The sequence below is a fragment of the Pantoea sp. sgz302252 genome, from assembly GCF_042610525.1.
GTDB lineage: Bacteria > Pseudomonadota > Gammaproteobacteria > Enterobacterales > Enterobacteriaceae > Erwinia.
On sequence record NZ_JBHDVM010000009.1, the window covers coordinates 199,155 to 213,655 of the forward strand.

General features: G+C 56.3%; 17 protein-coding genes. 14 read left to right on the forward strand and 3 right to left on the reverse strand.

What is annotated here, in order from left to right:
* Positions 1 to 6: 6 nt before the first annotated feature.
* Genes tauB through tauD form a run of 3 tightly spaced genes read left to right on the forward strand, consistent with a single transcriptional unit; the run spans position 7 to position 2,446 of the window.
* Positions 7 to 774 (forward strand): taurine ABC transporter ATP-binding subunit, encoded by a 768-nt coding sequence (gene tauB, locus ACETPC_RS17035; protein WP_380183370.1) that lies wholly within the window; start codon positions 7 to 9, stop codon positions 772 to 774.
* Entirely contained in the window at positions 771 to 1,598 is an 828-nt protein-coding gene (gene tauC / locus ACETPC_RS17040) for a taurine ABC transporter permease TauC (protein WP_380183372.1), read from the forward strand. Before tauB ends, tauC begins: the two co-directional genes overlap by 4 nt.
* The gene (tauD, locus tag ACETPC_RS17045) at positions 1,595 to 2,446 is read left to right on the forward strand and encodes a taurine dioxygenase (RefSeq protein WP_380183374.1); all 852 of its coding nucleotides are present in this window, start codon (positions 1,595 to 1,597) and stop codon (positions 2,444 to 2,446) included. Before tauC ends, tauD begins: the two co-directional genes overlap by 4 nt.
* Here the strand turns inward: tauD and ACETPC_RS17050 are convergent.
* A complete protein-coding gene (locus ACETPC_RS17050) occupies positions 2,443 to 3,168 on the reverse strand; it encodes an NUDIX domain-containing protein (protein ID WP_380183376.1) in 726 nt (241 codons plus the stop codon). The two genes, tauD and ACETPC_RS17050, sit on opposite strands and share 4 nt — an antisense overlap.
* Before the next feature lie 213 nt (positions 3,169 to 3,381).
* Here ACETPC_RS17050 and prs point away from each other — a divergent pair, with 213 nt between their 5' ends.
* Complete coding sequence (gene prs, locus ACETPC_RS17055; RefSeq protein ID WP_380183378.1) at positions 3,382 to 4,254, forward strand: ribose-phosphate diphosphokinase; 873 nt, start codon at positions 3,382 to 3,384, stop codon at positions 4,252 to 4,254.
* On the forward strand, positions 4,244 to 5,731 hold the full coding sequence (locus tag ACETPC_RS17060; RefSeq protein WP_380183380.1) for a nicotinate phosphoribosyltransferase: 1,488 nt from the start codon (positions 4,244 to 4,246) through the stop codon (positions 5,729 to 5,731). The genes prs and ACETPC_RS17060 overlap by 11 nt, the downstream gene beginning before the upstream one ends.
* A gap of 80 nt (positions 5,732 to 5,811) precedes the next feature.
* Here ACETPC_RS17060 and ACETPC_RS17065 read toward each other — a convergent pair whose 3' ends face one another.
* A complete protein-coding gene (locus ACETPC_RS17065) occupies positions 5,812 to 7,710 on the reverse strand; it encodes an ABC transporter ATP-binding protein (RefSeq protein ID WP_380183382.1) in 1,899 nt (632 codons plus the stop codon).
* Positions 7,711 to 7,834: 124 nt separating this feature from the next.
* On the opposite strand from ACETPC_RS17065, the gene kefG reads away from it, so the two are divergent.
* The 4 genes from kefG (at position 7,835) to slyD (ending at position 11,139) form a co-directional block, all read left to right on the forward strand.
* Positions 7,835 to 8,386: a glutathione-regulated potassium-efflux system ancillary protein KefG gene (kefG, locus tag ACETPC_RS17070; protein WP_380183384.1), complete on the forward strand. Its 552-nt coding sequence runs from the start codon at positions 7,835 to 7,837 to the stop codon at positions 8,384 to 8,386.
* Positions 8,387 to 10,192: a glutathione-regulated potassium-efflux system protein KefB gene (kefB, locus tag ACETPC_RS17075; protein WP_380183386.1), complete on the forward strand. Its 1,806-nt coding sequence runs from the start codon at positions 8,387 to 8,389 to the stop codon at positions 10,190 to 10,192.
* Positions 10,193 to 10,269: 77 nt separating this feature from the next.
* Complete coding sequence (locus tag ACETPC_RS17080; protein WP_125289837.1) at positions 10,270 to 10,464, forward strand: YheV family putative zinc ribbon protein; 195 nt, start codon at positions 10,270 to 10,272, stop codon at positions 10,462 to 10,464.
* 126 nt (positions 10,465 to 10,590) lie between these two features.
* Positions 10,591 to 11,139 (forward strand): peptidylprolyl isomerase, encoded by a 549-nt coding sequence (gene slyD, locus ACETPC_RS17085; RefSeq protein ID WP_380183389.1) that lies wholly within the window; start codon positions 10,591 to 10,593, stop codon positions 11,137 to 11,139.
* A 57-nt stretch (positions 11,140 to 11,196) separates the two neighbouring features.
* On the opposite strand, the gene ACETPC_RS17090 is transcribed toward slyD, so the two are convergent.
* Complete coding sequence (locus tag ACETPC_RS17090; protein WP_380183391.1) at positions 11,197 to 11,415, reverse strand: protein SlyX; 219 nt, start codon at positions 11,413 to 11,415, stop codon at positions 11,197 to 11,199.
* 293 nt (positions 11,416 to 11,708) lie between these two features.
* On the opposite strand from ACETPC_RS17090, the gene fkpA reads away from it, so the two are divergent.
* The 5 genes from fkpA (at position 11,709) to tusB (ending at position 14,486) form a co-directional block, all read left to right on the forward strand.
* A complete protein-coding gene (gene fkpA, locus ACETPC_RS17095) occupies positions 11,709 to 12,542 on the forward strand; it encodes an FKBP-type peptidyl-prolyl cis-trans isomerase (RefSeq protein ID WP_380183393.1) in 834 nt (277 codons plus the stop codon).
* A gap of 181 nt (positions 12,543 to 12,723) precedes the next feature.
* Positions 12,724 to 13,446 (forward strand): transcriptional regulator, encoded by a 723-nt coding sequence (locus ACETPC_RS17100; protein WP_380183395.1) that lies wholly within the window; start codon positions 12,724 to 12,726, stop codon positions 13,444 to 13,446.
* On the forward strand, positions 13,446 to 13,832 hold the full coding sequence (tusD, locus tag ACETPC_RS17105; RefSeq protein ID WP_380183397.1) for a sulfurtransferase complex subunit TusD: 387 nt from the start codon (positions 13,446 to 13,448) through the stop codon (positions 13,830 to 13,832). Before ACETPC_RS17100 ends, tusD begins: the two co-directional genes overlap by 1 nt.
* A complete protein-coding gene (tusC, locus tag ACETPC_RS17110) occupies positions 13,832 to 14,191 on the forward strand; it encodes a sulfurtransferase complex subunit TusC (protein WP_380183399.1) in 360 nt (119 codons plus the stop codon). Before tusD ends, tusC begins: the two co-directional genes overlap by 1 nt.
* Positions 14,192 to 14,198: 7 nt before the next feature.
* A complete protein-coding gene (tusB, locus tag ACETPC_RS17115; RefSeq protein WP_380183401.1) occupies positions 14,199 to 14,486 on the forward strand; it encodes a sulfurtransferase complex subunit TusB in 288 nt (95 codons plus the stop codon).
* The last annotated feature ends 15 nt before the right edge of the window (positions 14,487 to 14,501 follow it).

Sequence of the window (14,501 nt, forward strand, 5' to 3'; positions counted from 1 at the left end):
ATCGCCATGCTATCTGTCTCGCATCTGACGGCCCGCTACGATGGCCACCTCGCGCTGGAAGATATTAACCTGACGATCGCCGGGGAAGAACTGGTGGTAGTGCTTGGCCCGTCCGGCTGCGGCAAAACCACGTTGCTGAATCTGATAGCAGGCTTTCTTACGCCGGAAGCGGGGAGTATTACGCTGGATGGCCAGCGGATTATCGGGCCGGGCGCCGAACGCGGCGTGGTGTTCCAGCATGAAGGCCTGCTGCCCTGGCGCAACGTACTGGATAATGTCGCTTTTGGGCTACAGCTGGCTGGCGTGGATAAAACGACGCGCCGTGAAACTGCCCGTCAGATGTTAAAAAAAGTGGGGCTACAGGGCGCGGAAAAGAAATTTATCTGGCAGCTTTCCGGCGGCATGCGCCAGCGCGTAGGGATAGCGAGAGCGCTGGCCGCCGATCCTCAACTGCTGCTGCTGGACGAGCCTTTCGGCGCGCTGGATGCTTTTACCCGCGAGCAGATGCAGGAATTGCTGCTGAAGCTGTGGCGCGACAGCGGTAAGCAGGTGCTGCTGATTACCCACGATATCGAAGAGGCGGTATTTCTCGCCAGCGAACTGATCCTGCTTTCGCCCGGGCCGGGAAAAATCCTCGAACGGCTGCCGCTGCCGTTTGGTCGCCGCTACGCCGAGGGCGAAGCGTGCCGGGCTATCAAATCCGATCCTGAATTTATCGCAAAGCGCGAATACGTGCTGAGCCGGGTATTTCAACAGCGAGAGGTATTTGCATGAGCCTGCTGACCACGGAAAAAACAATAGAGCGCCGCACTGGCTGGCGCTGGCCGCTAAATCGTTCCATTACGCTAAGCCTGTCCACCGTGCTGGTGCTGCTGGCTGTTTGGTGGGCGGTGACGGCTTTCGGCCTGATTGCGCCGCTGTTTCTGCCCGCGCCGCAGCAGGTTTTTCATCAGCTGCTGGTAGTAGCCAGCCCGCAGGGCTTTATGGATGCCACGCTCTGGCAGCATCTGGCGGCCAGCCTGACACGAATTGTGATTGCGCTGCTGGCGGCCACGCTGATTGGCGTACCGGTCGGCATCCTGATGGGGCTGAGCGAAACCGCTCGCGGGATCCTCGATCCGCTGATTGAGCTTTATCGTCCGGTGCCGCCGCTGGCTTATCTGCCGCTGATGGTGATTTGGTTCGGCATTGGCGAAACCTCCAAAATTTTGCTGATCTACCTGGCGATATTCGCGCCTGTAGTGATGTCGACGCTGGCAGGCGTGAAAAGCGTTCAGCAGGTGAGACTTAGGGCAGCGCAGTCGCTGGGCGCCAACCGTTGGCAGACGCTGTGGTTCGTGATTTTACCTGGCGCGCTGCCTGAGATCCTTACCGGTCTGCGCATTGGCCTTGGCGTTGGCTGGTCAACGCTGGTTGCTGCCGAGCTGATCGCCGCCACACGCGGTCTGGGCTTTATGGTGCAGTCCGCTGGCGAATTTTTAGCGACCGACGTAGTGCTGGCGGGCATCGCCGTTATCGCCCTGATCGCCTTTTCTCTGGAGCTGGGGCTGCGAGCCTTACAGCGCCGCCTGACCCCCTGGCATGGAGCAACATCATGAATGAACGTCTGACTATTACTGCGCTTGGCCCTTATATCGGCGCTCAGGTTGCCAATGTGGATCTCAGCCGTCCACTGAGCGACGCGCAGTTCGAACAGCTTTACCACGCGCTGATTCGTCATCAGGTGCTGTTTTTCCGTAACCAGCCCGTTACGCCTGCGCAGCAGCGGGCGCTGGCGTCTCGCTTTGGCGATCTGCATATTCATCCTGTTTATCCACACGCGCCGGATGTGGAAGAAATTATCGTGCTGGATACGCATGACAACAATCCACCGGATAACGATAACTGGCACACCGACGTCACCTTTATCGAGACGCCGCCTGCGGGCGCAATCCTGGCGGCTAAGCAACTGCCGGAAACGGGCGGCGACACGCTGTGGGCCAGCGGCATCGCTGCGTATAATGCGCTCTCAGAGCCTTTTAAAACGCTGCTGAATGGGTTACAGGCGGAGCATGACTTCACCAAATCTTTTCAGGAGTTTAAATATCGCAGCAGTGAGGAAGAGCACCAGCGCTGGAAGCAAGCCGTGGCGAAAAATCCGCCGCTGCTGCATCCGGTAGTGCGCACGCATCCAGTCAGTGGCAAGCAGGCGCTGTTCGTCAATGAAGGTTTTACCACGCGTATTGTCGGACTAAGCGAAAAAGAAGGCGACGCGCTGCTCAACTTCCTGTTCGCGCACATCACTAAACCGGAGTTTCAGGTGCGCTGGCGCTGGCAGCAGGATGACCTGGCTATCTGGGACAATCGTGTAACCCAGCATTATGCTAATGCGGATTATCTGCCCGCGCGACGCATTATGCACCGCGCCACCATTCTGGGCGATAAGCCTTTTTACCGGGCGAGCTAATCGGCAGGCATAAGATTACGGGTAAAGTTATGCACGCCGGTATCGGGCTTGCGGCGATACAGCTTCGCCTTGCGCGCGCCGGTAGCTATGCTTTCGCCCGTTTCCTCAAACATTTCCGAAGATTCAAAACGGCGGATCAGGCTTTTGCGCTGCACCGGACGGTCAAGTATGGCTTCGGTGGCTTCCTGTAGCTGGGTCAGCGTAAAAGCTTCGGGCAGACAAAATACCGGCAGCAGCGTATAAAGCGTTTTTTGCCGCAGCCGCTGTAAGGCGCTGGCGATAATCGCCTGGTGATCGAAAGCGATATCGCTGCGCTGCATCGCCACATCTACCGGCAGCCATTCGGCTTCGCTAACATCGCTGCTTTGCGGCTGGCAAATTTCCCGTGCGATTAGCGCGTACCATGCCGTTGTCAGGCTCCAGCCGCGCGGATCGCGATCGGGGCCGGAAAAGGTTTCCAGCTGCTCCAGCCATGGCGGCGCTACGCCAGTTTTTTCCTGTAGCTTCCTCATTGCGGTAGCCCGGGTTGAGACATCGCGCTGCATATCAATAAATCCTCCCGGCAATCCCCACCAGCCTTTTTGCGGATGATTAGCCCGCTTTACCAGCAGCACGCACAGTTGCTGCTGGCTGAGCGTGAACAGTACGCTGTCAACGGTAACTATGGGAGACGGATAACGCGAGGCGTCGTAGTTCGCCAGATACTCTGATTCTGCGGGCATAACTTTTTCCGTAAATAATTGTCGCTCGGACACCTTACCGCGCGGTTAGCGTGCCTGCAAGGCTTCCGCAATGGATTAAAAATATAAAAATAGAAATATCAATAAGTTATTTCATTTTTCTTCTCCGGGCGTCATTTTCGCTTGCTAAATAATGTCACAAGGACAATTATATAAATGTCACAAGGACATTATTAAGGATTTGGAGGAGCAACGATGAAGCTGGAACTTTTTCTCGACGGGCAGCAAACCGCGCTGGAAACAGGTCGCTTTCCCGATGGCGCTGTGCGCGCGCGGCTACTGCCGCCTCTGCTTACACAGGCGGAAAAACTAACAATCCGCGCTACGGCAATGCGTAATATGGACGACCTGATGTTGCTGGCGCAGGTCATGGACGCCGCTCGCAGAGAATATGATTTGCGCTGGACGACGCTTGAGCTGCCGTGGCTGCCTTATGCCCGCCAGGATCGCAATATGCAGCAGGGCGACAGCTTCGCTTTAAAAGTGTTTGCCGGTTTCCTTAATCAGCTGGCCTTCGATCGGGTGCGGATTCTGGATCCGCACAGCGATGTCGCCACTGCCGTCATCAATAACGCCATCGCCGTTCCGCAGCATTTTTGCCTGCGGCAGAGCGCCAGCCTGATGGACAAACTGCAAAACGGCATGATGCTGGTGGCACCGGATGCGGGCGCGCTGAAAAAAATTCACGCCGTCGTTCAGCAGGTTGGGGCGACTGAGTACGGCATCCTCGGTAAGCACCGCGATCTGAGCAGCGGCGCGCTAGGCGGTTTTTCGCTGCTACAGGGCGAGGTAGCTGGCAAAGATCTGCTGATTGCCGACGATCTGTGTGACGCAGGGGGCACCTTTATCGGTTCAGCCGCCGTACTGCGCCAGGCGGGCGCCCGTTCGGTAAGTTTATATGTTACCCACGGCTTGTTTACTCGTGGCGTCGAAGCGCTGTTGCAGCAGGGCATCGACCATATCTGGACGACGACTTCAGTAGCGGATCCGGTGATAGCGCAGGATCGTGTAGAGCTGATCGATATCGATACTATTTACGGCAATGAGGGAACAGAGCATGCGCATTAATCCGATTCTGGCTATCGACGGCTATAAAACTTCGCATCGCGAGCAGTACCCGGCGGGCACCAGCCGCATCTATTCCAATTTTACGCCGCGCGGCAACCGCTTTTTTACTTCTCCGCTGGCGGACAACAGGCTGGTTTTTTTCGGACTGCAGGGCTTCTTGCGCTGGTTTATGGTCGATCTGTTTAACGAAGCCTTTTTTGCCCGGCCCGAAGCTGAAATAGTGGCGGAATATCAACAGCTGATGGATAGCTATCTGGGCAAAGGCTGCATAGACGCTGAGCATATCCGCGCGTTGCACCGTCTGGGCTATCTGCCGCTGGAAATCAAAAGCCTGGATGAAGGCAGCAAAGTGCCAATGCAGGTGCCGGTACTGACTATCACCAATACCGTCGATGAATTTTTCTGGCTGGTCAATTATCTGGAAAGCGTTATGTCGGCGGAATTATGGAAAGCCTCGACCAACGCCACTATTGCCCATCACTACCGGCAGCTGTGCCAGCGCTGGTCAACGCTGACCTGCGATAGCGACGCTCATCTTGATTTCCAGTGCCATGACTTTTCGCTGCGCGGCATGTCCGGATTGCAGGATGCCGCTCAGGCGGGTGCGGCGCATCTGCTGAGTTTTACCGGCACCGACAGCGTGCCTTCGATCCTGTATCTGCGTCAGTATTATACGCCGCCTGAAAACTATTTTATCGCGGGCAGCATTCCGGCTACTGAACACAGCGTTATGTGTATGGGGGAAGAACAGGGCGAAATCGCCACTTTTCGCCGCCTGATTACCGAACTTTATCCGCAGGGTTTTGTATCGGTAGTTTCCGATACCTGGGATTACTGGAAAGTGCTGACGGAATACAGCCGCGAGCTTAAAGCCGAAATTATGGCGCGGGAAGGGCGGTTGGTCTTCCGTCCGGATAGCGGCGATCCGGTCGAAATCCTTTGTGGCACTGGCCTGGACACCGATCGCGATCCGGCCCGCACGCCGCAGCAAAAAGGCTCGGTAGAAGTGCTGTGGGAAATCTTTGGCGGTACCGTGAATGAGAAAGGCTATAAGGTGCTGGATGGGCACGTCGGGTTGATCTACGGGGATTCTATTACGCTGGAGCGAGCCAATCAGATCCTGGCCCGGCTGGAAGCCAAAGGTTTCGCCAGCAGCAACGTAGTATTTGGCGTGGGTTCTTACACTTACCAGTACAACACCCGTGACACTTTCGGCTTTGCAATGAAGGCGACCTGGGGCGAAGTGAATGGCGTCGGGCGCGAAATCTTCAAGCAGCCGAAAACCGACAGCGGCCTGAAAAAATCCGCGCACGGTTTGTTGCGGGTCGAACGAGACGCGGCTGGTGACTATCGTCTGCTGGATCGGCAAAGCCGTGCCCAGGAACAGGGTGGCGAACTGAAAACCCGTTTTTTAGACGGCAAGCTGATGAACATGGAAGATCTGCCCACGCTGCGCCAACGGCTGGCGGGCTGGTAAAGCTGACACAGGCCCTCCTGAGCCTGCACCAGCCTACTTTGTTATCAACCTCGGGAGAACAAGAGTTCTCCCGCTGTGCTTCAGGAAGCCAGCATCGCCTCTAGCTGCTCCTGCGCATCCAGCCACGCCATTTCACACTCTTCCAGTGCCGACTTCGCTTCTGCCTGCTGCTGTAACGCGGCAGTGAGATCGGCTTTACGGCTCGGATCGTAGATAGCGCTATCGGCGAGCTTTGACTCCGCCTCGGCAAGCTGGCCGTTAAGCTTTTCCATCTGCTTTTCCAGCTTTTCAATCTGCTTGCGCAGCGGCTGAGTCTGCGTGCGCAGTTCGGCTTCCCGGCGCTTCTGATCCTTTCTGGCCTGGGCGCTGTTGCCGCTCTCTGGTTTAGGCTCGGCTGCGGCGGTCTGCTTTTGCAGATCGCTCAGCCACTGCTGATAATCTTCCAGATCGCCGTCAAAGGCTTCTACCTTGCCGTCGTGCACCAGATAGAGATCGTCCGTAGTGGAGCGCAGCAAATGCCTGTCGTGCGAGACCACGACCAGCGCGCCCTCGAAATCGATTAGCGCTTCGGTCAGCGCCTGGCGCATATCCAGATCGAGGTGGTTGGTCGGTTCATCCAGCAGCAGCAAATTAGGCCGCTGCCAGACAATCAGTGCCAGCACCAGCCGTGCTTTCTCGCCGCCGGAGAAACGTTCGGTCTGCTCGGTAACTTTATCGCCCTGAAAACCGAAGCCGCCAAGGTAATCACGGAGCTGCTGCTCCAGCACTTTTGGCGCCAGGCGGGCCAGATGCTGCAGCGGCGATTCATCTGCCCGTAAGAATTCCAGCTGATGCTGGGCGAAATAGCCGAGCTTAATGCCTTTTGCCAGGCCGATATCGCCTTTCAGCGGCGCCAGCTCGCCCGCCAGCAGCTTAATCAGTGTCGATTTACCCGCGCCGTTGCGGCCCAGCAGGCCGATGCGCGATCCCGGTACCAGATTTAGCTTGATAGAGTCCAGGATAATGCGCTCGCCGTAGCCCGCGCTTACCTTTTCCATCTTCAACAGCGGATTGGGCAGGCTCTCTGGCGCGCGGAAGCTAAAGGTAAAGGGATTATCAACATGGGCAGGCGCGATCAGCTCCATGCGCTCCAGCATTTTGATGCGGCTCTGTGCCTGCTTCGCCTTGCTGGCCTTGGCCTTAAAGCGATCGATAAAGCTTTGCAGATGCGCCACTTTCTGCTGCTGGTTTTCAAACATCGACTGCTGCTGCGCCAGTTTGGTGGCGCGCTGGATCTCGAACGAGCTGTAGTTACCGGTATATTCGAAAATTGACTGCTGCTCGATATGCAGGATCTTATCCACCACCGGATCGAGGAAATCGCGGTCATGGGAAATCAGGATCAGCGTGCCCTGATAGCTTTTCAGCCAGCGCTCCAGCCAGATCACCGCATCCAGATCGAGGTGGTTGGTAGGTTCGTCGAGCAGCAGCAGATCGGAGCGGCAAATCAGCGCCTGCGCCAGGTTCAGACGCATGCGCCAGCCGCCAGAGAAATCGCTGACCGGCCGCTGCAGCTGCTCCTGGGAGAAGCCCAGGCCGTTAAGCAGGCTGGCGGCGCGCGACTGGATTGTCCAGGCCTGCACGGCATCCAGCTTGCCATGCAGCGTGGCGATGGCGTGGCCGTCGTTATCTTCGTTGGCTTTTGCCAGTTCCGCCTGTAGCTGGCGATACTCGCGATCGCCATCGATAACATACTCGATAGCGGGCATGTTGAGCGCAGGCGTCTCCTGATTGACCCACGCCAGCGCCCAGTTACCCGGATAAGTGAAGCTGCCGGCATCGGCGCTTATCTCGTTCTTAAGCAGCGACAGCAGCGTGGATTTTCCGCAGCCGTTTTTGCCCACCAGCCCCACTTTCTGCCCGGGATTGATGGTGGCGTTGGCGTTATCCAGCAGGACGCGAACGCCGCGTCGTATTTGTAACGATGAGAAGAGAATCATAAGCGCCGTATAATCAGAATATGTTAAATTAAACCATCATAAATGCTTTGCGGAATGCACTATTCCGCGGTGTCGAGCATGGTAGCGGAATTTCCCCGCCGTGACGACGATTTGGAGGGGATTGATGTCGCAGCCGCCCAAAGTTTTGCTGCTTTACGCTCACCCGGAATCCCAGGACTCGATTGCCAATCGGGTTCTGTTACAGCCGGCGAAAGCTTTGTCTAACGTAACCGTCCACGACCTGTACGCGCACTATCCCGACTTTTTTATCGATATCCATTACGAACAGCAGCTGCTGCGCGAGCATGACATTATCGTGTTTCAACATCCGCTTTATACCTATAGCTGCCCGGCATTGCTGAAAGAGTGGCTGGATCGCGTGCTGTCGCGCGGCTTTGCCAGCGGGCCGGATGGCAACGTGCTGGAAGGGAAATACTGGCGCAGCGTAATCACTACGGGCGAACCGGAAGCGGCCTACCATCAGGAAGGGCTGAACCGCTATCCGATGTCGGACATTATGCGGCCCTTTGAGCTGACCGCGCAGATGTGCCGGATGCACTGGCTGACGCCGATGATCGTCTATTGGGCGCGGCGGCAGAAGCCGGAAACCATGAAAAACTATGCCCGAGCCTACGGCGACTGGCTGGCGTCACCTTTGCCCTATGGAGGCACCTGAATGGAAGGACAAACCCTGCTCACGGCTGGCGTCGTCTATCTTTTTGCGGCGGTTATCGCCGTCCCAATCGCGGCTCGCCTTGGCATCGGCGCCGTGCTGGGCTACCTGCTGGCCGGCATCGCTATCGGCCCCTGGGGATTGGGTTTTATCAGCGACGTAGAGGAAATCCTGCACTTCTCCGAGCTGGGCGTGGTGTTTCTGATGTTTATCATCGGGCTGGAGCTGAACCCTTCAAAACTTTGGGAACTGCGCCGCTCTATTTTCGGCGTCGGCGCGGCGCAGGTGATTTTCAGCGCGGCGATCCTGGGCGGCCTGCTCTGGCTGACCGATTTTTCCTGGCAGGCGGCGGCAATCGGCGGCCTGGGCCTGGCGATGTCCTCAACGGCGATGGCGCTGCAGCTGATGAGTGACAAAGGCATGAAGCGCAACGAATCCGGCCAGCTGGGCTTTTCGGTGCTGCTGTTCCAGGATTTAGCGGTGATCCCGGCGCTGGCGCTGGTGCCGCTGCTGGCAGGTGGCGACAGCGGCCATACCGACTGGATGAAAGTGGGCATGAAGGTGCTGGCTTTTGCCGGCATGCTGGTCGGCGGGCGTTTTCTGCTGCGTCCTATTTTCCGCTTTATTGCCGCTTCCGGCGTGCGCGAGGTCTTTACCGCTGCCGCGTTGCTGCTGGTATTAGGATCGGCGCTGTTTATGGATGCGCTTGGCCTGTCGATGGCGTTGGGCACTTTTATCGCGGGTATCCTGCTGGCGGAAAGCGAATATCGCCACGAGCTGGAGGTGGCAATAGATCCCTTTAAGGGGCTGTTGCTGGGCCTGTTCTTTATTTCCGTCGGCATGGCGCTGAATCTGGGCGTACTTTACACCCATATTCTGGAAATCCTGATTGGCGTCGTGGTGCTGGTGGCGATTAAAGCGGGCGTGCTTTACCTGCTGTCACGTATCTTTGGCCTGCGTAGTTCCGAAAGACTCCAGTTTTCCGCCGTATTGAGCCAGGGCGGCGAATTCGCTTTTGTGCTCTTTTCCGCGGCGTCTTCGGCGAAGCTGTTCAGCGGCGACCAGATGCCGCTGCTGCTGGTGACGGTAACGCTGTCAATGATGACTACGCCGCTGCTGATGCAGGCCGTGGATAAAATCCTGGCAAGGCGCTTTAACGACGGCGACGAAAGCGATGAGAAACATTTCGTCGAAGATGATAAACCGCAGGTGATCGTGGTGGGCTTTGGCCGTTTTGGCCAGGTAGTGGCGCGTTTACTGATGGCCAATAAAAAACGCATCACCGTACTGGAACGCGATATCAGCGCGGTCAGCCTGATGCGCAATTATGGTTACAAAGTATACTATGGAGATGCTACCGAACTGGAACTGCTGCGGGCTGCGGGCGCGGAAACGGCACAGTCGATAGTTATTACCTGTAACGGCCCGGAAGACGCCATGGAAATCGTGCGGCTTTGCCAGCATCATTTCCCGCATCTGCAGATTCTGGCACGGGCAAGAGGACGCGTGGAGGCACACGAGCTGCTTCAGGCAGGCGTTACTCAGTTCTCCCGCGAAACTTTCTCCAGTGCGCTGGAGCTTGGCCGTAAAACGCTGATGTCGCTGGGCATGCATCCTCATCAGGCTTTTCGCGCCCAGCAGCACTTCCGCCGTCTGGATATGCGCATGCTGCGCGAGCTGATGCCGAATCATGGTGATAGCCAGCAAATCTCCCGCGTGAAAGAGGCGAGGCGCGAGCTGGAAGATATTTTTCAGGCCGAAATGCAGCACGAAAAGCGACAGTTCGACGGCTGGGACGAGTTTGAATAAAGCGGGGCGAGAGCCTTTTTCTGAACCCGCGGCGCCTTGCGTTGGCATACGCCGCTTTTTATTTAACCGGATAACCTATGCGTAAAAGATTTATTGCCGGCGCGACTTGTCCAAAGTGCCAGGCAAAAGATACCCTTGCTCTGTGGGTTGAGAATAATGTCGATGTGGTTGAGTGCGTTAAGTGCGGACACCAGATGCGCGAAGCGGACAAGCATGTTCGTGACGAGGTTCGCACCAACGAGCAAGTGATCGGAATTTTTCATCCTGAGTAGCGTTATGGCTCAGCTTTTTTTAAGCTGTATCTTACAGCGGCGTTGAAATTCATTAAAATCGGCGCAAACTCAGAGCTTGCCGGCAAATCCGCCGATGTTTCAAGCTCTCAACGGTTAGGAGTAATCATGAAAGTAGCAAAAGACCTGGTAGTCAGCCTGGCATATCAGGTACGTACAGAAGACGGTGTGTTGGTTGATGAGTCTCCGGTGACCGCGCCGTTGGACTACCTGCACGGTCATGGTTCCCTGATTTCTGGTCTGGAAAAGGCGCTGGAAAATCACGAAGCCGGCGACAAGTTCGAAGTCCATATCCCTGCTGACGACGCCTACGGCCAGTACGACGACAATCTGGTGCAGCGCGTGCCGAAAGACGTTTTCATGGGCGTGGACGAGCTACAGGTTGGCATGCGTTTCCTGGCGGAAACCGACCAGGGCCCGGTACCGGTTGAGATCACCGAGGTAGAAGACGATCACGTAGTGGTCGACGGCAACCATATGCTGGCGGGCCAGAACCTGAACTTCAACGTGGAAGTCGTGGCTATCCGTGAAGCTACGGAAGAAGAACTGGCGCACGGCCACGTTCACGGTGAGCACGATCATCACCACGATCACGATCATGACCATGACCACGGTAAAGGCGGTTGCGGCACCGGCGGCTGCGGCTGCAGCCACTAAGCTGTCGACAGATCGTTAAGGCCGCCCTCGGGCGGCCTTTTTGTTGGCGTTGGATCATCAGTAATGCGGCGGCGGCGTCTCTTCCGACTGTGAAGCAATCATTGAGGGCGCAGCGGCTTTTAACTTGTCGGTTAGCAGGCGCATCTGCTCGCGCAGGCGGGCCATTTCCAGCTCGTGGTGAACCACCGTCTGGTTTAGCTCCTCGATGGTATGCTCCTGAAAGGCCAGGCGGCTCTCCAGCAGCTCCAGACGCTGCTCAAACACAGATTGTTGCATATTTCTTCCTTTTGCCGCCGCTTGCGGCACGTTGTCGGGCTGGATTGTTCCGATTCTAACGGCAAAACCCAGGCCAGGACAGGCGTACCCCGCTTAATTTCACGCGCCCCGTTGAAAAATGCCTTTACTGGCTGCATCTTCTTCATGGTGAAACTTTCGGAGCGACAAAAGGTCGGAAGTAATTAGTTTTCATTGCGAGAGTATTGCAGTTTTCTCGCGCACGGTTGTTATAGTACAGGCTCTGTCTGTAAAAACGATTTCCGAGGTGAGAGGCTTCGGTTTTGGAGAAATGGATGAAATCACTGTTTAAAGTCACACTGTTAGCCACCACCATGGCCGTTGCGCTGAACGCGCCGCTGGCATCAGCCGCCGAAACCGCCGCTGCGCCATCAGCTCCAGCCGCTCAGGCGCCGCAGCAGGCACCGAAGAATGCCGCCTTTACCAACGAAGACCAGCAGTCTGCCTATGCGCTGGGCGCATCGCTTGGCCGCTATATGGAAAACTCGCTGAAAGAACAGGAGAAGCTGGGCATCAAGCTGGATCAGCAGCAGCTCATTTCCGGCGTTCAGGATGCTTTCGCCGGCAAGAGCAAGCTTTCCGATCAGGAAATCGAACAGACGCTGCAGGCATTTGAAGGCCGCGTGAAAACCGCCGCGCAGGCGAAGATGGAAAAAGACGCCAAAGAGAACACCGAGAAAGGCAACGCTTTCGCCGCTAAGTTTGCGAAAGAAAAAGGCGTGAAGAAAACCGAATCCGGCCTGCTCTATCAGGTAGAGAAAGAAGGCACCGGCGACGTGCCAAAAGACAGCGATACCGTTGTGGTCAACTACAAGGGCACGCTGATCGACGGTTCCGAGTTTGATAACTCCTACACGCGCGGCGAGCCGCTCTCTTTCCGTCTTGATGGTGTGATCCCGGGCTGGACAGAAGGCCTGAAGCACGTGAAGAAAGGCGGCAAGATCAAGCTGGTTATTCCACCGCAGCTTGCCTACGGTAAAAACGGCGTGCCTGGCATCCCGGCCAACTCCACGCTGGTGTTTGATGTTGAGCTGCTGGATATCAAACCAGCCGCTAAAGCCGACGCTAACGCGCCAGCACCTACCGAAGCGCCTGCCACGACCAAATAATGCCTCTGCCGCCACGCCCGTGGCGGCTTTATTTTTCCCGCTTTTTTATGCCGCGCTATGCCCACACAAAATTCATGACAAAGGTCAGGACAGGCGTTTCCGATATTTGCTAGACTGACGCCTCTTCGAAACGAACCTGCGCCGGCCGCGTGCAGCGGGCTTTTTTAAGGGTGGTATCTTAATGTCTGGTTCAATTTTTACCGGTGATGTGAACGATCTGGAATTACTGGAGCAGCATCCCTTCGAACAAACCGATTTCGATATTCTTAAATCCTACGAGGCCGTCGTCGACGGGCTGGCAATGCTGATCGGCTCGCATTGCGAAATCGTGCTGCACTCGCTGGAAGATTTAAAGTGTTCCGCCATCAGGATCGCCAACGGCGAGCATACCGGACGCAAAATAGGTTCGCCTATTACCGATCTGGCGCTGCGCATGCTGCATGATATGACGGATGCAGAGAGCAACGTATCCCGCGCCTATTTTACCCGCGCCAAAAGCGGCGTGCTGATGAAATCGGTGACGATTGCTATTCGCAACGGTAAACAGCGTGTGATTGGCCTGCTCTGCATCAATATGAATCTGGATGTGCCTTTCTCGCAGATCATGGCAACCTTCATTCCACCAGAAACGCAGGAGATGGACTCTTCCGTTAACTTCGCCACGTCGGTAGAGGATCTGGTGACGCAGACGCTGGAGTTTACGGTCGAAGAAGTCAGTAACGACCGCTCTATTTCCAACAACGCCAAGAACCGGCAGATCGTGCTTAATCTCTATGAAAAAGGCATTTTTGATATCAAAGATGCGATCAATCAGGTCGCCGAGCGGCTGAATATTTCCAGACATACTGTCTATCTTTACATCCGCCAGTTCAAAAACGGCGACCTACAGGGCAGTGAACGCTGATGCGTTTTACGCTGTTAGTGACCGGCCCTGCTTACGGTACCCAACAAGCCAGTTCAGCATATCTGTTCGCCCAGGCGCTGCTGGCAGCAGGGCATCAGCTGGAGAGCGTCTTTTTCTATCGTGAAGGCGTGCTCAACGCCAGCGCCCTGACTTCGCCCGCCAGCGATGAATTTAATTTGACTGCGGCCTGGCAGCAGCTGCAGCGCGAACAGGGCGTCGCGCTGAATATTTGCGTGGCCGCCGCGCTGCGCCGCGGCATTACAGATGAACAGGAAGCGAAAAATCAGGGGCTGCCTGCCGCCAACCTGGCCGAAGGTTTTCAGCTTTCCGGGCTGGGCGCGCTGGCGGAAGCGGCGTTAAGCAGCGAACGTATGGTGCAATTTTAATGAAGCGTATCGCTTTTGTATTCAGCCAGGCGCCGCATGGCTCCAGCGCGGGCAGGGAAGGGCTGGACGCGGTAATGGCCGTCTCTGCCTTAAGTGAAGAAATCGCGCTGTTTTTTATCAGCGACGGCGTGCTGCAGCTGCTGGGCGATCAGCAGCCCGAGAAAATACTGGCGCGTAACTATATCGCTACTTTTGGCGTGCTGCCGCTGTACGATCTGGAAAATTTTTACGCCTGTTCAGCCTCGCTGGCGGAGCGAGGCATCGATGCTGCGGCTCTGAAAGCGCTGCCGGTCGAGATTCTGACGCCCTCAGCGCTGCGGGCGGAGCTGGAAAATTACCATCGGGTTATCTCGTTCTGAGGGCTTTATGCTGCATACGCTAATCACTTCTCCTTTCAAATCTGACTTTAACGCTATGCTGCGAATGCTGGCAAAAGGCGACGAAGTTTTGCTGCTGCAGGATGGGGTACTGGCGGCGCTGGAAGGCAGCCAGGCCCTTGAAATGCTGCGCCTTGCCCCCATCTCTCTCTACGTGCTGCAGGATGATGTCATGGCTCGGGGGCTTTCTGCTCAAATTTCAGCCAGCGCGACCGCAGTAAGCTATACTGAGTTCGTCGCGCTGACGGTAAAACAGACTCAACAAATGGCCTGGTGAGTACGATATCCTGGT

Excerpts from the sequence above, each read along its gene's own strand:
- tauB (WP_380183370.1), top strand. The coding sequence starts at position 7 with ATGCTATCTGTCTCGCATCTGACGGCCCGCTACGATGGCCACCTCGCG.
- tauC (WP_380183372.1), top strand. The coding sequence starts at position 771 with ATGAGCCTGCTGACCACGGAAAAAACAATAGAGCGCCGCACTGGCTGG.
- tauD (WP_380183374.1), top strand. The coding sequence starts at position 1,595 with ATGAATGAACGTCTGACTATTACTGCGCTTGGCCCTTATATCGGCGCT.
- ACETPC_RS17050 (WP_380183376.1), bottom strand. The coding sequence starts at position 3,168 with ATGCCCGCAGAATCAGAGTATCTGGCGAACTACGACGCCTCGCGTTAT.
- prs (WP_380183378.1), top strand. The coding sequence starts at position 3,382 with ATGAAGCTGGAACTTTTTCTCGACGGGCAGCAAACCGCGCTGGAAACA.
- ACETPC_RS17060 (WP_380183380.1), top strand. The coding sequence starts at position 4,244 with ATGCGCATTAATCCGATTCTGGCTATCGACGGCTATAAAACTTCGCAT.
- ACETPC_RS17065 (WP_380183382.1), bottom strand. The coding sequence starts at position 7,710 with ATGATTCTCTTCTCATCGTTACAAATACGACGCGGCGTTCGCGTCCTG.
- kefG (WP_380183384.1), top strand. The coding sequence starts at position 7,835 with ATGTCGCAGCCGCCCAAAGTTTTGCTGCTTTACGCTCACCCGGAATCC.
- kefB (WP_380183386.1), top strand. The coding sequence starts at position 8,387 with ATGGAAGGACAAACCCTGCTCACGGCTGGCGTCGTCTATCTTTTTGCG.
- ACETPC_RS17080 (WP_125289837.1), top strand. The coding sequence starts at position 10,270 with ATGCGTAAAAGATTTATTGCCGGCGCGACTTGTCCAAAGTGCCAGGCA.
- slyD (WP_380183389.1), top strand. The coding sequence starts at position 10,591 with ATGAAAGTAGCAAAAGACCTGGTAGTCAGCCTGGCATATCAGGTACGT.
- ACETPC_RS17090 (WP_380183391.1), bottom strand. The coding sequence starts at position 11,415 with ATGCAACAATCTGTGTTTGAGCAGCGTCTGGAGCTGCTGGAGAGCCGC.
- fkpA (WP_380183393.1), top strand. The coding sequence starts at position 11,709 with ATGAAATCACTGTTTAAAGTCACACTGTTAGCCACCACCATGGCCGTT.
- ACETPC_RS17100 (WP_380183395.1), top strand. The coding sequence starts at position 12,724 with ATGTCTGGTTCAATTTTTACCGGTGATGTGAACGATCTGGAATTACTG.
- tusD (WP_380183397.1), top strand. The coding sequence starts at position 13,446 with ATGCGTTTTACGCTGTTAGTGACCGGCCCTGCTTACGGTACCCAACAA.
- tusC (WP_380183399.1), top strand. The coding sequence starts at position 13,832 with ATGAAGCGTATCGCTTTTGTATTCAGCCAGGCGCCGCATGGCTCCAGC.
- tusB (WP_380183401.1), top strand. The coding sequence starts at position 14,199 with ATGCTGCATACGCTAATCACTTCTCCTTTCAAATCTGACTTTAACGCT.